The 15,278-nt window shown below is 62.2% G+C and carries 8 protein-coding genes; 3 read left to right on the forward strand and 5 right to left on the reverse strand.

The window, feature by feature from the left end; genetic code table 11:
• Positions 1–201 precede the first annotated feature (201 nt).
• The gene (locus tag GM79_RS00720; RefSeq protein WP_035557557.1) at positions 202–1,941 is read left to right on the forward strand and encodes an APC family permease; all 1,740 of its coding nucleotides are present in this window, start codon (positions 202–204) and stop codon (positions 1,939–1,941) included.
• A gap of 234 nt (positions 1,942–2,175) precedes the next feature.
• Here GM79_RS00720 and GM79_RS22560 read toward each other — a convergent pair whose 3' ends face one another.
• The 3 genes from GM79_RS22560 to GM79_RS00735 all read right to left on the reverse strand — a co-directional run bounded on the left by GM79_RS22560 (position 2,176) and on the right by GM79_RS00735 (position 9,956).
• Positions 2,176–2,805, reverse strand: a complete 630-nt coding sequence (locus GM79_RS22560) for a hypothetical protein (protein ID WP_051718325.1) — start codon at positions 2,803–2,805, stop codon at positions 2,176–2,178.
• 109 nt (positions 2,806–2,914) lie between these two features.
• Positions 2,915–9,196, reverse strand: coding sequence for an alpha-2-macroglobulin family protein (locus GM79_RS00730; RefSeq protein ID WP_035557560.1), 6,282 nt, complete (start codon positions 9,194–9,196; stop codon positions 2,915–2,917).
• A 163-nt stretch (positions 9,197–9,359) separates the two neighbouring features.
• Positions 9,360–9,956 (reverse strand): DinB family protein, encoded by a 597-nt coding sequence (locus tag GM79_RS00735; RefSeq protein WP_035557563.1) that lies wholly within the window; start codon positions 9,954–9,956, stop codon positions 9,360–9,362.
• Between the two features lie 361 nt (positions 9,957–10,317).
• Here GM79_RS00735 and GM79_RS00740 point away from each other — a divergent pair, with 361 nt between their 5' ends.
• Positions 10,318–12,642: a M1 family metallopeptidase gene (locus GM79_RS00740; protein WP_035557626.1), complete on the forward strand. Its 2,325-nt coding sequence runs from the start codon at positions 10,318–10,320 to the stop codon at positions 12,640–12,642.
• Positions 12,643–12,778: 136 nt separating this feature from the next.
• On the opposite strand, the gene GM79_RS00745 is transcribed toward GM79_RS00740, so the two are convergent.
• Positions 12,779–14,092, reverse strand: coding sequence for a hypothetical protein (locus tag GM79_RS00745; RefSeq protein ID WP_035557566.1), 1,314 nt, complete (start codon positions 14,090–14,092; stop codon positions 12,779–12,781).
• Positions 14,093–14,337: 245 nt separating this feature from the next.
• Between GM79_RS00745 and GM79_RS00750 the strand changes: the two genes are divergently transcribed.
• On the forward strand, positions 14,338–14,535 hold the full coding sequence (locus tag GM79_RS00750) for a cold-shock protein (RefSeq protein ID WP_035557569.1): 198 nt from the start codon (positions 14,338–14,340) through the stop codon (positions 14,533–14,535).
• A gap of 73 nt (positions 14,536–14,608) precedes the next feature.
• On the opposite strand, the gene GM79_RS00755 is transcribed toward GM79_RS00750, so the two are convergent.
• Positions 14,609–15,100 carry a gliding motility lipoprotein GldH gene (locus GM79_RS00755; RefSeq protein ID WP_035557572.1) on the reverse strand — a complete coding sequence of 164 codons (492 nt, stop codon included), beginning with the start codon at positions 15,098–15,100 and terminating at the stop codon, positions 14,609–14,611.
• Between the last annotated feature and the right edge of the window lie 178 nt (positions 15,101–15,278).

Here is a 15,278-nt window from a genome sequence, read left to right on the forward strand (position 1 = left end):
CGGGATGGTTGGGGTGGGATGTCGATGCAAAGATAACAGCCGCAACGGGGGCGCGGTTCGGGGTCTGCGGGCATAAAAGCCTGATTTGAAACCGAAGGGCCGCTAGCTTTTGACTAATTTTGGCTTCTTACTGCCCCAAAGCGTCTGCTTCGCCGTACAAACGACCATTCTTATTTTGCCCGCTTTAGCTACAGGCTAACCATGAGTCACGAAAAAAAGCTTAACGAACTGGAGGCCACTGCCATTTGCGGCAACGACATTTCCTCCTCCTGCCTGTACGTCTCGGCCCTGGCCATTTCCTACGCCGGGCAATATGCCTGGCTGGCCCTGCTGGTGGTGGGCGTGGTACTGTTTCTGTTTCGCAAAATTTACGGCGAAGTGGTGGGCGCCTTGCCCCTGAATGGCGGCGCCTACAACGTACTCCTGAATACGACCAGCAAGCGCAATGCCGCTCTGGCCGCTTGCCTCACCATCCTGTCGTACATGGCCACGGCGGTGCTCTCGGCCAACGAGGCCATGCACTACCTGCATACGCTGTGGCACACGCTACCCATTATTCCGGCCACCATGGGGCTACTGGCGCTGTTTCTGCTGCTCACCATCCTGGGCATGTCCGAATCGGCCATCGTGGCGGTGGTGATTTTTATCACCCACCTGTTCTCGCTTACGCTGCTCGTGGGCGTAGCCGTGTGGTACCTGGCCCAAAACGGGCTGGACAACCTCTCGCTCAATTTTGCGCTGCCCGTGAAGGGCGGCAGCGTTATCAACGCGCTGTTTTTTGGCTTTAGCGCGGCCATGCTGGGCATTTCGGGCTTCGAAAGCTCGGCCAACTTCGTGGAAGAGCAGGCCAGGGGCGTGTTCCAGAAAACGCTGCGCAACATGTGGGTGGTGGTCACGGTGTTCAACCCGCTCATTGCGTTTCTGGCCATTGCCGTGCTGCCAATGGCCGAAGTGGGCGAGCACACCGAAACCCTGCTCTCGCACATTGGCACCGTCACGGGTGGTCCCTGGCTGGGCACGCTCATCTCCGTCAACGCCGTGGCTGTGCTCAGCGGCGCCGTGCTCACTTCGTTTGTGGGCGTGAGCGGCCTGATGAAACGGATGACGCTGGACCGCATTCTGCCGCAATTTTTCCTCAAGGAGAACAAGCGGGGCAGCAACTACGTCATCCTTATCACGTTTTTCCTGCTCTGCGTGTCGGTGCTGCTCATTACCAACGGCCAGTTGGGGCCGCTGGCCGGAGTGTACACCATTTCGTTTCTCTCGGTGATGGCCTTCTTCGCGCTGGGCAATTTCCTCCTCAAGCGCAAGCGGCCCAACCTGCCGCGCCCCGTCTACGCCGGCATCGTCACGGTGACGCTGGCGCTGCTGGGCGTTTCGGTGGCCCTGTACGGCAACGTCAAGATTCACCCCGAGTACCTGGTGGTGTTCCTACAGTACTTTCTGCCCACCATGGCCGTGGTGTCCATCATGCTCAACCGCATTGCCATTCTGAATTTTATTCTGTCGGCCGTGGATTCCTTCGAGCAGCACATGCCCCGCGCTTCGCGGCTGGGCCGCCTCATTGTGCGGCGGCAGCTGCGGGAGCTTTCGCAGCAGGAATTCGTGTTTTTCACCAAGGGCGACAACGTATCCAACCTGAATAAGGTGATGGCCTACGTGGTCGAAAACGAGTTCACCACCCGCCTAAAAATCGTGACGCTGCTCAAGGATGGCGAAGAGTACCCCCAGGACCTGCTCAACGACATTCGGGTGCTGGACCGCGCCTACGAGCAGATTGTGGTTGATTTTGTGACCATGGACGGCCAGTTTGGGCCGGAGCTGATTACGGAGCTTTCCGAAAAGTGGAATATCCCCAAGAACTTCATGTTCATCGGCTCGCCCGGCGACCGGTTTCCGTACCAGATTTCCGAGCTGGGCGGCGTCCGGCTGATTATCTGATGCCTTGGCCGGCACTCAACCATAAGCAAGCGTGGTTTCCAAGCCGTCATGCCGGGCGCAGCCGAGGCGTCCCGCGTGCTTTGCTAACCGGTGCGAGCGGGATGCCTCAGCTGCGCCCGGCATAACTGAACAACTCAATACCGTCACCTTTGCGTGACTGCTTGAGTAAAATGATAATGCCCGGCCCCATTTACTGGGGCCGGGCATTATCATTTTGTTTGGCGGATTTCTGAATTAGCGACGCTTTTTTTTGCTGGCCGCAGCTGATTTGGAAGAATTTTTTGCCGTTGATTTTTTAGCAGATGAGCTGGATTTTTTAACCGGTGCTTTTTTAGCGCTGCTTTTTTTGGTGGCAACTGGTTTTTTAGCAGTACTCTTTTTGGAGCTGCTGCTGGTCTTAGCCTTGGTCTTGGTCTTGCTGGACTTCGCGCTTGCCGATTTAGACTTGGACTTGGATTTAGTGCTGTGGGCGCTGGATTTGCTGCGCGAAGCGTGACCACGGCTGCTGGCCCGGCGGGCTTCGGCCAGGGCTTCGGCCCGGCGGGCGGCCATGCGCTCGGTGTTGCGGGCCTCGTAGCTGCGGGTGGTGCGGGCCGGCATGGCGCGGGCTTCCTCAGCCGATTCGGTGTAGTGGGCGGTGGCGTCCGTTTCCGGTGCGGCCGTGTTCTCTTCGGCGGTGGCTTTAGCGGCCTCAGTCGCCATTTTTTGGCGGCGAACGGGCATCAGAAAATCCCGCTCGGCGCGTTCGCGCACGCTCAGGTTTTCTTCGCCTGCCAGCTTCGTAACAGGAGTCTGCTTCTCGGTTTGAGCCTGCGCGCCGCTCCAGGTCAGGAGCAGCGAAAGAAAGACAAATAGATGCTTCATAGATGGTTAAAATAAACTCGACTGAAGACAAAACTACAGGCTGTCCCGGCGAAATGCAAGGCCACCACTGTTTTAAGCCCTGAAAACGGCCTCTAACCACTCCAATGGCCTATTTTCCGCGGTTAGTCGCTTCCGCAACTATTCGAAGCCGCGAACCCGCCGAATTGGCCCCGAACTCCGGCGCGTACAGGCACTGCACCTGGCTCAAACCACCCGAAAAATCGCCGGCCTGACTGGCCCGCAGCCGGTATTCGAAGACGTGCGTACCGCGCGGCACTTCGCTCAAAAAGAAGTTCGTGGCCGCATCGCGGGGCGACTCGTAATAGCCCAGGCCGTTCTGGTAGCGGTAGCCACTGGTCTGGGCGATGGGCTCCAGGCCGGCGGCACGCTGGTCCTTGAGATGCACGTATTCCAGGGCGCGGTCGGTGCGCAGCACGAGGCGCACCACCAGCGCATCGCCGATGCGTAGGGGCGAGTTGGGCGTGAGCTTTTCCAGGACCGGGCCGGCGCCAGTGCGGGTTTCGCGGTAGAGCTGGCGCTCCAGGCTGAGCGGCGTGGCGGCGGACGTCACCTTGTCAATATCCTCGAAATACTGCCAGTAGAGCGCCCCCCAGGCCACGCCCGCGTCGGGCTTGGTAATGCTGACGCGGCCTTGCACGGGCCGGATTTCGGCGGCAGGCCAAGTAGTTTTAAAGTAGCCGGTGCCGGCCTGCGCGGCCTCAGGCTTCACGGGCTGGCCACCGACGGTGACTTGCAGGGGCTGAGTGGGCGTGAGCCAGTCGGAGCCGCGCAGCAGCAGGGCGTAGCAGGCGTCGGCAGTAGCGCGCGTGCTTTCCCAGCTGTGGGTTTGCTTCTGTTTGAGCAGCCAGAGCTTCATCTCGTCCACTGATTTCTGGTCATCGCGCACTTCATCGAAGGCTTCGATGAGCGTGGCTTGGGTTTCGGTGGGGGCTTCGCGCCAGTAGTAGCCACCGCGCACATCCTTCCAATACATGCCCAGCTCGGGCGAATGCAAAGCATTTTCGGTGAGGGCGCGCAGGATTTCCTGGGCGGCGGGAGCGGCTTTCTTCTCGCGGTGCAGGGCCAGGGCAATCTGGGCTTGCAGGTAGCGCGTGCGGGCAGGCCAATACTTGGCAGCCTGGCTGCGGTAGTAGGCGAAGGCGGTTTTGGCAGCGGGCGCTTCGGGCTGGGCTGGCCAGAAACTGCGGGCGTAGAGCGCCTGAATGGGCGTGTCGCCAAGGTGGTCGTCGGCTAGCTTCACGTTTTTCTGGCGGCGCAGCTCGGCGTAGTCGCGGGCCAGGCTGGCATCGAGGTAGCGCAGGGCGTTGGCCAGGATGTCGCGGGCCGTGTCGTCCTGGCTGGCATCGAAGGCGCCCAGCTTTTTCAGCTTGCCAAAACCGGCCACGATGAGCTGGGTGATGTAGCGGTCGTCGGGCATGCGCTCGAACCACGGGAAGCCGCCGCCCGGCTGCTGCATGCGCTGGAGCTTGAGCAGGGCGCGGGCGGTTTCGGCTTGCAGGCGGGGCGCGTCGAACAGCTCCACCAGGCGGGCCAGGCGAGCGGTTTCGTTCTGGGCGTCGCGCACCCAGGGCGTCTCTTGCAGCAGCAGGTTTTTCAGCTCCTGGTTCTGGGCCAGCTTGCTTTCGAGGGCGTTTTTCTGCGCGGCGGCGCCACTCTGCGCCTGCCGCGTCCACTCGGCCAAAATGGTTTTGAAGCGCGGGTTCGACTTGAGAATCTGGGCCGCGATGAGGTTGGCGTAGAGGCGGCTAAACACCTGCTCCGAGCACTCGTAGGGATACTCCATGAGGTAGGGCAGGCTCTGCACGGCGTACCAGGCGGGGTTGGCCGTCATTTCCAGCGTGAGCGAGTAATTGCGCCGCGTGGCGCTGCTGGTGCTGCTGAGCTTCTTCAGCTCGAACTCCCGCGTGCCCGGCCCCACGATGGGCAGCGGCAGGCTTTCGGTGATAAGAATGCGGTTTGGCAGCACGGGTAGGGTATTTTCCTCGCCGTCGGAGTAGCTGGTTGTCAGTTGTTGGTTGTCGGTTGTCTGGCTCTTTTTTCTCTTTTTGGCCTTCCCCTTCTTGCCTTTCTCTTCCCTAACGACTGACAACGAAGCACTAGCAACCACTTTATAAGTCACGGCTACCGGTGCGAAATCACTCGGCAGCGCAATTTCCCAGCCCAGCGCCGTACTCTGGTGCGCGGCGGCGGCTACGGGCTGTTGCGCCGGGCCCTTCAGCAGCTGGCTGGTGATGTCCTGGCCGGTGGCGGCGTCGAGCAGGAAGAGCTGCGCGGTGCCGGTGGTGGCGTGGTCGGTCAGGTTCGAGAACCTGGCGGGGAAGGTGAAGGTGTCGCCCTGCCGGAAAAAGCGCGGCGCGTTGGGCGAAATCTGGATTTCCTTTTGCGTCACGAGCTGCCGGGCCAGCTGGCCAGTGTGCAGGTTTTTGTCGTGGGCCAGGGCCAGCAGCTGCCAGCGCGTCACCGCCTCGGGCATCTGGAATTCGAGCACCACGTCGCCGTTCTTATCGGTACGCAGGGCCGGCTGCCAGAAGGCCGTTTCGCGGAAGTCGGTTCGGGTGGGCACGGCGGCGAGGTCGGGCACGGCGGGCTTTGGATTTGTCGAGCCAGCACCCGCAACAACCACCTCATTAAGTTGCTCGGAATCAGCCATAGCCTCCGAAGCCATAGGCGCCCCCATCATAGTTCTAGACATTACCTGCACCTCGCTAAGCTCACTGTTGCCACGGAATTTGGCGTTGTGAGCTGTACCGTACATTTTTTTCCTGATTCTGCGGCGTTCCAGCACTTCAGTATACGCGATGTCATTAGAATACACGATGTCATTCCACGTTAGTAGTCCGGGATACTCTACGTCGGGTGAAACCTTGTCCAACTGACGCCCCAGTAGGCTCAAGCTTTTCACCTCCCCAAATTCCCCCTGCCAGCCAAAACGCGCCGGGTAATAGCCACCCCCAAAATCCAGCCCCATAAAGCTGTGCGGGCGAAACACGTCTAAGCTCTGGTCGTAGAGCGTGGCCAGCAGCTCGGCGGCGGCGGGCTGACCGTTGGCCTGGCGGATGGTGACGCGCCAGGTTTCCTTCTGGCCGGGCTGGAGCCGGTCGCGGAACGTGGCGATGGAGAGCTGGAGCGGTTGGGGTTTCTCCGCTACCTGCACGGTGGCCGTGTGGCGGTAGAGGTGGCCATCACGCACCTGCGTGGTGTGAATATAGAGTGGGCCAAGAGCCGTGGCCAGGCCGCTTTCGAAGCTGAGGCGGCGCTGCTCGTTGGCGTTCAGCGTGAGCCATTCCTGGCGCAGCAGCTTGCCTTCGCGCTCCACTTCCAGCAGGATGCGGGCTCCGGCTTCGCTGCTGCCCACCAAAATATCGGTGGGCCGGCCGGGGGCCACGGTATCGGCCAGGGCCACAAACCAGTCGGGCGTGGCGAAGGGCACAGTGGTAGCCCGCGAGTCGTAGAGGTCGAAATCGTGGGTGGCGCGGGCGGCCGTGTCGGCGCCGGCGGCCTGGGCTTCGAGGCGGTAGCGGCCGGTGGGCAGGGTGGCCAGGGCGGCATTCAGGTCGAGCGCCGGGCTGGTTTTGGTGTCGAAGGGCAGGGTGCGTAGCAGCTCGGCCGGCAGCTCGTTCTCGGGAGATATGACGGGCGGGCCGGGCACGCCGGGCGGGTTGGGGCGGTAGCGGCGGGCCAGCAGGCGCAGGGTGCCGATGGCGGGCAGCGGCTCGCCGGTGGCGTTGGTGCTCAGCAGCGTGAACGTGGGCAGCGCCTGCTTATCGACTTCGCCCGGCCCGGCTAAAACCAGGCTCAGCGGGTTGCGGCCGATAACCACGGCGCGGGTGCCGGTACGGGTTTCGCCGGCCGCGTCGGTTACGTCGGCGGTCACTTCAAACAGAAAGCCGGGCTCCCAGCCGCGCCGGCCGCCGGGGTTTTTGGGCATCAGCGGCGGCGTGAAGGTGAAGCTGAACCGGCCCTCGGCATCGGTGGTGGCGGTGCCGTGGGCAATTTCCTGGCTGCCCTGGCCGCCGCCGGGGTTATAGCCGCCGCGCCCGTAGCCGTCGCCGTAGCCAGAGCCAAACAGGGGCCACAGCTCGCGGCGCGTGATGCGGTACTTGACCGTGGCCCCGTCGGTGGCCTGCCCGGCGTAGGCGCGGGCGCGGCCGTTGAGGGTGAGCGGCTGGCCCAACGCCGGCCGGCCGGGCACCGAATCAATTTTCACCTCAAACGTCGGGCGCTTGTAGTCTTCCACCGCGAAGCTGAGTCTGCCGTGGTCGGTTTGCAGGCTCATTTCGCCGTTCAGCAAACTGGTGGGCAGCACGAGAGAGCCGTGGAAGCTGCCAAAATCGGAGGTGGTGAAGGGCAGCGTCTGCACGGTTTGGCCGTTCACGTCCACCAGCCGCACGCTCACGGTTTGGCCGGTCACGAGGCTGCTTTTGGCCCGTAGCGTCTCGGTCAGAATGCCTTTGAAATACAGCGTCTGTCCCGGCCGGTAAATGGCGCGGTCGGTGAAGAGGAAGGTGCGGCGCTGGGCCTGCTCCGGCTGGTTGCGCTCGGGGCGGTAGTAGCCATTGATGTTGGTGAGCCGCAGCGTGTCCCGGCCGCGCCAGATGTGCACGGCCTGAATGCGGTTATTGTAATCGTTCTCATCCGAAACTGCCTTTTCCAAACTCGGCAGCAGCACTTCTCCGGTGGCCGCAGTTGCGGCAATGCCGCCCTTCTTCGTTACCCATTTGCTGGCTTTGCGGTCGTAATACTGGTACGTGGGCTGGGCCTGCACGCTGGCCAATGGCGCACCGCTCTGGCGCTGGAGGACCAGCAGTCGAGCCGTTCCCGCGTCAGTATCCTGCCGGTTCACGGCGCTCAGCTCACTCGCTCCCACAAACCCGTAGCTCGTCACCGCGCCCACTTTCTCCTTTGTCGGATTAGCGGCCTGGTTGCTGATGACGACTAAGTAATAGCCCACGGGCAGCGCCGCACCGGCCACCGCAAACTTCTGCTCCTTGTAATCATGCGGATGCGTGGGCACCGCCACCGTCCAGGTGGCGACCGGCGCGGCCCGCAGGGCGCGGGCGTAGCGCTGGGCCACGGTGCGGTTTTTCTCATCGTACTCCCCCGATTTCTCCCACTCATTCAGCGAAATTCGGTAGGCCCAGGCGTGCAGGCCGGCCACGTTGCGGGCCGTCATATCCAGCCGCCAGGGCTGGTTGGGCACCACAATATCGGAAGCCGAAAAGGCTACTTCCATCTGCTCGATGCTCTCGCGCAGCTGCCGCGCCCGCGCCGCGCCCCGCGACTTCGGGAACCGGGCTTCGGCCTCCCGCGCCAGCCGCACGGCGGCCACGTTGTCGCCGGCTTCGCGCACGGCTTCGGCCCGCCGCGCCATAAACTCCGTGCTGATGGGCAGCGCCCGATAGGTTTCGGCCAGGCGCACCAGCGCGGGCTCGTACTGGTCGGCCAGGTCGGTATTCTGGGTGATATCGTGCAGGTAGTCAATCCGGCTCAGGTCCACGTCGGCCAGGGCCGCGAGGTTGGGTGGCGTGAGCTGCTGGCGCGAGGCGGTGAGGCGCTGCAACACATGCAGCGCGTGCAGCTGGCCGTTGAGTGAGTCGGCATCGGGCGCCAGCAGGCGCAGGGCGGCAAACTCTTCGGCCGTTCCAAACAGCTTGGGTTCCGTGAGCTGGAACTGCTGCTCGGGTTTGGTCACGTACAATTCCTGGTTTTTCAGGCCCTCAATGGCGCGCTGGGCCAGCAGGTCGTAGAGCGTGGGGCGCAGGGCGCGGCCTTCGGCATCACCGCCCACGGCCAGGTCGCCGAGGTCGGCCAGAGTGGTTTTCAGCTGCTTTTGGGGCTCGTCTTCCACCGACTGGTAGTAGTGCCGCACGATGGCCGCGCCCAGCCGGCCCATGTCCCAGGTGGCGAGGCTGGTGCCGCCGTCGGCCGCCGCGTCGCCGTTGGGCGCGTTGCCGTCGGTGGTAGGGTCGGCGCCGGCCGTGCGCTGGTAGAGGCGGTAGCGGTTCTGGTTGAGGTACTGCGTGTACTGCTCGGCCAGCAGCGAGTGGATGATGGGCCGGGCCGGAAACTGCGCGGTTTTCAGCTCCGTTTCGAGCAGGGCAATGCCTTTTTCGTCGGCATCTTCCTGCCTGGCTTGCAGCAGGCGCACTTTGTAGAGCAGCGCCCGCACGTAGGCCGGGCTGTTACCCGCTTTTTTGGCCTGCCGGTAAATGGCTTCTACCAGAGGCGCGGCGGTGGCGGTTTGGTTTTTGGCCAGCAGTGCGTCAATTTTCTTCCACTGGGCCGCAAATGGATTGGGCGGCGCGGGGGCAGCCGAATCGGCGCTGAAAACCATAGTCAGGAGCAGGCAGGCAAACAGGAAAATGCGCATAGAAAGGCCGAGCGGCACTGGAGTGATGCCCTAAAGATGCTTACGTCGCTTTTATTGCACACCAGAAGCGGGTTTTTAATATTTGACGCCGTCATGCGCACTGGCTGCTGTTTAGCGCGTAACAGCGGCCAGCATCCCTCCCGTAACCCGGCCCGCCGCGTGCCTACCGCACCGACATTTTGGAACTGGCCCGGTTGCCCGCGAGCACGCCCTCGGCTTGAATTATGTGCCGCTGAATGTGCACCACCAAAAACTCCAGCTGGTCAGCCAGACGCAGCATCAGCAGCGGAAAAACGGCGTTGGGAATGAGCACGGCGTTGGCGTTTACCTGCCGGGCCAGCAGCACCAGGCGCAGCAGCTCGTCGAGCTGGCGGCTGAATACTTCGGCTACCGTGCGGGGCAGGCGGGTACCGGTGGGAGCGTAGCGCTGGGGCGTGACGTAGGATTTTTTGCTGGCCGGCTGGCGCATGGCGTTCACGAAGCGGCGGCCGAAAAAGCCCTGCCGCACGGTGGCCGTGGGCTTCGAGCCTCCGGCCTGGGCTTTGGCAATGCGGCGCGCGATGCTGGGCAGGTAGTAGCCGCCCACGATGTTGAGGTGCTCCAGGCATTGGCCCGCGCTCCAGCGGCTGGGGCTGGGCCGGCGGTTCAGCTCCTCGGTGCTCAGCGTGCGGAATTGCCGCTGGGCCTGCACCCGCAACGTCAGCAGGTCGTTGGTCAGCTGGTCAAAAAAATCGGAGGTGGCACGGACAACAGCGGACATGGACGCGGGGCTAACAGACTATAAACATACAATTCAGGGACCGATTGCGACGCTGCAACCGCCTGAACAGACGGCCTTGCACTCGGCAAGCGGTTGCGGCTCGGCACTTTGACTCGACTTTAAAACGACCCTTTTAACGCGTTCAGGTCCTGATGTTTTTGACTTAAACGGGATTTTAGTCTCTTTTGGTGCGTGTCGGCCCCGTCTCCGTTCGACCGGATTCGCCGGAACATCCACGGAGCCCGGTATTGATACTCGGCTCGGAAAAACTGACAGCTTATAGTTTTGGATAACTTTGCGCTTCGGCCAGCCACAAGGGGCACGGCCGTTTCACCCCCAACGCCTCTTCCCTTTGCTGACTTTGAAAAACCTGCGTCGTTGCATTGCCCTGCTGGGGCTCGGGCTGTTGCCCACCGTGGCCCTGCAAGCCCAAACCACCAACTCGGGCACCGATAAATTCGCGCAGCTCGAAACCACGCTGCCCACGCCCAACGTGTACCGCACGGCCAGCGGCGCGCCGGGCCACAAGTATTGGCAGCAGCGGGCCGACTACGACATTCAGGTCACGCTTGACGACGCCAAGCAGGCCATCACGGGCCGCGAAACCGTTACGTACACCAACCGCTCGCCCGACGTGCTGCCCTACCTCTGGATGCAGCTCGACCAGAACCTTTACGACCAGAAATCAGCAACCAAATCCACCCAGGTCAGCCAGTTGCAGGACCGAATGCAGTTTCAGGCGCTGGAAGGCTTACTCTCGGATTTTGACGGCGGCTTCAAGATTGAAAGCGTGACGGGCCGCGACGGCAAAGCGCTCAAAACGGTGGTAAACCACACCATGATGCGCGTGGACCTGCCCGCGCCCCTGCGGCCCGGCCAGTCCTACTCCTTCAATGTGAAGTGGCGCTACAACATCAACGACCAGATAAAAATGGGCGGGCGCAGCGGCTACGAGTACTTTCCGGAGGACAAGAATTACCTCTACGAAATTGCACAGTTCTACCCGCGCATGGCCGTGTATTCCGACAACCAGGGCTGGCAGCACAAGCAGTTCCTGGGCGGTGGCGAATTCACGCTGCCCTTCGGCGACTACAAGGTGAGCATCACCGCGCCGGCCGACCACGTGGTGGCCGCCACCGGCACGCTGCAAAACGCCACCCAGGTGCTGAGCGCCACCCAGCAAAAGCGCCTCGCACAGGCCAAAAACGCCAAGAAGCCCGTGCTCATCGTGAGCCAGGCCGAGGCGGTAAGTGCCGAAGCCGGCCGTGCCACCGGCACCAAAACCTGGACCTACGCCGCCAAAAACGTGCGCGACTTTGCCTGGGCCAGCTCGCGCAAGTTCATCTGGGATGCCATGGAAATCAAGCAGAGCGGCCAGCCCGTGCTGTGCATGAGCTACTACCCCAAGGAAGGCAACCCGCTCTGGGGCCAGTACTCTACCGAAGTGGTGGCGCACACCATCAAGACGTATTCCAAGTTCACCATTCCCTACGAATACCCCGTGGCCATCTCGGTGCACGGCCCCATTTTCGGCATGGAGTACCCCATGCTTAGCTTCAATGGCGGCCGGCCTGAGAAGGACGGCACCTATTCGGCGCAGCTGAAATACGCCATGATTGGGGTGATAACCCACGAGGTGGGCCACAATTTCTTCCCCATGATTGTGAACTCCGACGAGCGGCAGTGGTCGTGGATGGACGAGGGCCTGAACAGCTTCATGCAGTACCTGACGGAGCAGGAATGGGAGCGGAATTACCCTTCCCGCCGCGGCGAGCCGAAGAGCATCGTGGATTACATGCGCACAGATAAGAGCGTGCAAAACCCGATTATGACCAATTCGGAGTCGGTATTGCAGCTGGGCAACAATGCCTACGGCAAGCCCGCCGCGGCCCTGAACATCCTGCGCGAAACGGTGATGGGCCGCGAGCTCTTCGACCACGCCTTCAAGACCTACGCCCAGCGCTGGGCCTACAAGCACCCCACGCCCGCCGACTTCTTCCGCACCATGGAGGACGCCTCGGCCGTGGACCTGGACTGGTTCTGGCGCGGCTGGTTCTACACCACCGACCACACCGACCTGGCCCTCGAATCGGTGAAATCCTTCACCCCAAGCACTGGCGACCCGGCCGTGGAGAAAGCCCGCCTCCAGCAGCTGCAGGCCGCTGCCGCGCCTTCCATCTCGGCCCAGCGCAATGCCACCGACCTCAAAACCACATTGGTAGACGAAAAGCCGGAGCTGAAGGATTTCTACAACGAATACAACCCGCTGGCCGTGACCGCCGCCGACCAGCAGCGCTATGCCGCCTACCGCGCCGGCCTCAGCCCCGAGCAGCAGCAGCGCCTGGCCGCTCAGCCCCAGTATTTTTACGAGCTGAGCCTGCGCAACTTAGGCGGCTTGGTCATGCCCGTTATCGTGCAGCTTACCTACGCCGACAACAGCCAGGAAGTACGGACGATTCCGGCCGAAATCTGGCGCAAAAACAACGAGAAAGTGACCAAGGTAATGGTGACCGACAAGCCCGTTATCAGCTTCGTACTCGACCCTTTCCTGCAAACGGCCGACACCGACCTGAGCAACAACGCCTTTCCCCGCCAGCCCGCTGCCTCCCGCTTCGACCTGTTTCAGCAGCAGCAGCAAGCCCCCCAAAACCCCATGCAGCAGGCCGCGCAAAACGGCACAAAATAGAAGTCTGGCTTTAAAAAAAGAAGGCCCGTCAGTTTCATGGCGGGTCTTCTTTTTTTAAAGGGCTAGTGAAAAAAAAGCCTATCTGATTTACTCAGTTTACTAGAAATCAGCCACAAGCTTGTGGCTATCTAGCTGGCTAGTCATTCCCCTCGCCGTCGCGGCCGGCGTTGCGGCGCGGGGCGCCGTGGTCGGCTTCGTTCTCGTCGTCCGTGCTGCGGTTTTGCTGGCGGGCGGTCTGGCCGTAGTTCTGGGCGCGGTCTTCAAGGCGTTGGTCGCCCTGGGCCGGCGAGCCGGCGTTGCTGCCGGGCTGGCTGTCGTCGTAAGCATCGTTATAAGAGCCTCCTTCTGAGCCCATGCCCAAGGAAGTATCACCGCCGTTGCCCTCCACATAGCCGTTGCGGTCGTCGCCGGTGCGGAAGTCGGGCTCACGGCCGCGGTCGCCCCGGCTGCTGGCCGGCTGCTGGCCGCGCTGGTCGGCAAATTCCGGCGTGTTGGTAGAGTAGCCCGGATGCTGCTCTTCGCGGTGGCCCTGCTTGTCGAAACCGCTCTGGTTTGGGCGGTAATCTTCGGTTTGGTTGCGGCTTTCCGAAACAGTTTCCTGATTCCCTTTACTAACTGGGGCGGTGGCGCCACCGGTGCTGGCATCCGGGCGCCGGAGCGAAGTATTGCCATAATCATCGGCGTAGCCCCGGTCATTGGTCGCTGCCGACCCGTTGTCTACCTGAAAAGCGCTGTTCGGGTCGGCGCGGTCGGGCTGGTTGCGGTTGTCGCCGCTGGGGCCGTCGAAGTCCGTTCCTTGCATCTGGCCGGCATCGGCCGCCCGGCCCGAAGTAGCCGCTACTGGAGCGCCCGCCTCAAATCCGTAGTTGGCCGGAGCATCGGTCTGGTAGTTGCCCCCGTCGTAGGCACGGTAGGAATTATCCTGCGGGCCGGGCCGGCCGGCGCTACCGCCATAATATTTTTCTTCGCCCGCGTTGCGGGGTTCATCAGGCCCTGACAACCGGTTCTGGTTGCCATAGCCGCCCTGGGTGGTGCCGCCCAAATCCTGGGCGCCAAACTCGCCGCGGCTGGGGTCACTATTCTGGTTTTCGAGGCGCTCCCGGTCGTTGTAGCTGCCCTGGGTGCTGTTGCCGAAATTGCCACCGTAGCGCTGGGTGGGCCGGAGGTCATCGGGGTTGGCTTCCTTGTTTTCCTGCTCGTCGTTTTCCGCATCCACGGCCCCATCGGCCACACTCGTTTCCGAATCAGCCAGGGACTCGCTCGAAGCCGGCGCGCCGGGCGTGCTAACGGCGGGGCGGCCAGCCGCCGCCGGCGCGGGGGCACCACCGGGAATGCCCGTGCCGGCGCCGGGCCGCGTGTGCTGCGTCGCAGTGTTGCCAATGGGGCCATCCACGCGGTTGCCCGCAATGTCGTTGGACTCGGTATTCAGGTTTGTTTCGTCGTTGTTCATGGCAGGGCGGGCGTTGTAATCGGTGAAGGAATGGACTGCTCAACCTATACGCGCCCCCCAAACCGTTGTTCGCCCTGGGGCCAGGTTCCATGTCGGCCATCGCGGTGGGGCGCGGCTGTTCGGTGCCAAAATTTTACCTTTGTGCGGCGGTATCCTTCCGCGCGCTCGTCTTAGGCCGTTAACCCACGCCCAACCAGTTGCGTTAATCGAAGGCCACCTTTCATTTTCACCCCCTCCCCACGCTTATGCTCACCGGCACCGTTAAGTTTTTCGACGATACCAAAGGTTTTGGCTTTGTTGTCGCCGACGATAACCAGGAAGAAATCTTCGTTCACCAAACCGGCCTCATCCACGAAATCCAGGAAGGCGACCGGGTTCAGTTCAACATCAAAGCCGGAAAAAAAGGCCCCAACGCAGTGGACGTAACCCGCCTGCCGGAATAGCGCCACGCCCGCCAAAAACACAAAAAGCCGGTTCCGCACGCTGCGGAACCGGCTTTTTCACGGGCTTGAAACCCTACTTTTTTGCTTCGTGCCTGGCCACCCGCACGCCCATGGCCATGAGGCCGGGCAGTTGGTCCTGGCGCATGTACTGCTCCAGGGTCAGGGTGTAGTTGCCCGGCTGGGCGAAGCGCTGCTTGGGCAGAGCGAGTATCTGAATATCGTAGATGTCGCCGGTGCCGCTGCCTTTGGGCTCCCCGGTTTTGGGGTCCATCAGCAGCATTTGGTGTAGCAGTGGCGGCCCCACCCGGCCAGCCGGGCCTACCAGCGTGTGCTTCAGATACAGGTTATAAAAACCGTAAGCCGAAGCATAGCGCACGTTGAAGTACACGTCGTAAGTAGCCGCCGTATCCTCAATCGCGAAGGTGAAAGCGGGTTTTTGCTGCACGTCCCAGGAAGAATCCGGGAAGTCGATATTCTGCTCGAACACCCGGTTAGGGTCACAGGCTGTGAGGGTGCCCAGGAGCCCAAAAACCAGGGTCAATCGGAGCGCAAAGCGGTAAAGCATATTCGGCAATCAAGATTAGGTAATCAGCGGGCGGCGAATCTATTCCATCAGAACACCTTCACTACCCGCTCACTCAATTATTCACAGTAGGAAACAAAGCAGCGGCGCTTAGTCGCCCGCCGGCGCGGGTGCGGCCGCCCCACCGCCTTCGCCAGCGGGCCCACGGCCGCCGCGCCGG

It is taken from the genome of Hymenobacter sp. IS2118 (assembly GCF_000715495.1).
GTDB lineage: Bacteria > Bacteroidota > Bacteroidia > Cytophagales > Hymenobacteraceae > Hymenobacter.

What these genes read in the sequence shown, in the direction of transcription:
- GM79_RS00750 (WP_035557569.1), top strand. Translation starts at nt 14,338, where the DNA reads ATGCTCACCGGCACCGTTAAGTTTTTCGACGATACCAAAGGTTTTGGC.
- GM79_RS00730 (WP_035557560.1), bottom strand. Translation starts at nt 9,196, where the DNA reads ATGCGCATTTTCCTGTTTGCCTGCCTGCTCCTGACTATGGTTTTCAGC.
- GM79_RS00755 (WP_035557572.1), bottom strand. Translation starts at nt 15,100, where the DNA reads ATGCTTTACCGCTTTGCGCTCCGATTGACCCTGGTTTTTGGGCTCCTG.
- GM79_RS00745 (WP_035557566.1), bottom strand. Translation starts at nt 14,092, where the DNA reads ATGAACAACGACGAAACAAACCTGAATACCGAGTCCAACGACATTGCG.
- GM79_RS00735 (WP_035557563.1), bottom strand. Translation starts at nt 9,956, where the DNA reads ATGTCCGCTGTTGTCCGTGCCACCTCCGATTTTTTTGACCAGCTGACC.
- GM79_RS22560 (WP_051718325.1), bottom strand. Translation starts at nt 2,805, where the DNA reads ATGAAGCATCTATTTGTCTTTCTTTCGCTGCTCCTGACCTGGAGCGGC.
- GM79_RS00720 (WP_035557557.1), top strand. Translation starts at nt 202, where the DNA reads ATGAGTCACGAAAAAAAGCTTAACGAACTGGAGGCCACTGCCATTTGC.